The sequence below is a fragment of the Mesorhizobium kowhaii genome, from assembly GCF_042431665.1.
Classification (GTDB): domain Bacteria; phylum Pseudomonadota; class Alphaproteobacteria; order Rhizobiales; family Rhizobiaceae; genus Mesorhizobium; species Mesorhizobium kowhaii.
In genome coordinates this window covers 1-901 of sequence record NZ_JBHLYT010000103.1, presented here as the reverse complement: position 1 = coordinate 901, position 901 = coordinate 1, and the positions used below count along the sequence as shown (strand labels likewise).

The 901-nt window shown below is 60.3% G+C and carries 2 protein-coding genes; one reads left to right on the top strand and one right to left on the bottom strand.

What is annotated here, in order from left to right; translation table 11 throughout:
• The coding region (locus ACFFNA_RS35270; RefSeq protein WP_208646625.1) for a hypothetical protein at positions 1-328 on the top strand (328 nt) is incomplete at its 5' end.
• On the opposite strand, the gene istB is transcribed toward ACFFNA_RS35270, so the two are convergent.
• Positions 280-901 (bottom strand): IS21-like element helper ATPase IstB (gene istB, locus ACFFNA_RS35265; RefSeq protein ID WP_378924509.1); only part of this gene is annotated, 622 nt, incomplete at its 5' end. The two genes, ACFFNA_RS35270 and istB, sit on opposite strands and share 49 nt — an antisense overlap.

The following is a 901-nucleotide window of genomic DNA, read 5'->3' as shown; positions in this document are numbered from 1 at the left end:
GAGAAAGCGGCCCGATGGGGCCGCTTTGTATTTTTTACCAGGAGGGATCGAGAGGATGGGGCTTTTGCCCTGTCTGCTCGTCGCTGGAAGGGTGCTGATCGTCAGGGGCTTGTTGGTGACGGACAAACTGCTGGATGTGGGGAGCGTAACGGCTCCAGATGCAGTCTCGCAGATCGTCGAGGAGTTCGAAGACGGCGGCTGCTTGCTCGGGTGTCCATTCGGCATTGACGATGAACTGGATTCCACGCCCGAGACCGGACGGCTGATGAGGATTTCCGGTCATGCTGCAGGCTCCTTTTCGTCAGCGGGGTGGCTGGTGCGTTGTTGACGCTGCGCCTTCGAGCGCTCGGAGGCTTCCTTGAAGCGGTAAGAATCGCCTTCGATGGGAATGACCTCACAATGGTGCAAAAGGCGATCGACCAGACCGACGACGCAGGCGGCATTGGGGAAGACCTCCGACCATTGCGCGAAGGGCTTGTTGGTGGTGACGATGGTCGAGCGTTTCTCGTATCGGCGGCTGATGAGATCGAACAGCAGATCGGCATGACGGTTGGAATAGGAGAGATATCCGACCTCGTCGATGACCAGGATATCGGGCGCCGCATAGTACTGCAGCTTTCGGCGGAGCATGGAATCGCTGTCGATGGCGGCGAGCTCGCCGAGCATTTCGCTGGCGGTGCGGAAGAGGACCGAATGGCCGGCGACCAGCGCCTGGTAGGCGACGTTAAGAGCGAGCGTGGACTTGCCGACGCCGTTAGGACCGATAAGGACGATGTTGGCGGCCTCCTTGACGAAGGACAGCGTCATCAGTTCCTCGATGGCGGCGCGATCGATACGACGCGGCCATTTCCAGTCGTAATCGGCCAGTTGCCTGAAGTGGCCAAGCCTGGCGGCGCGCATG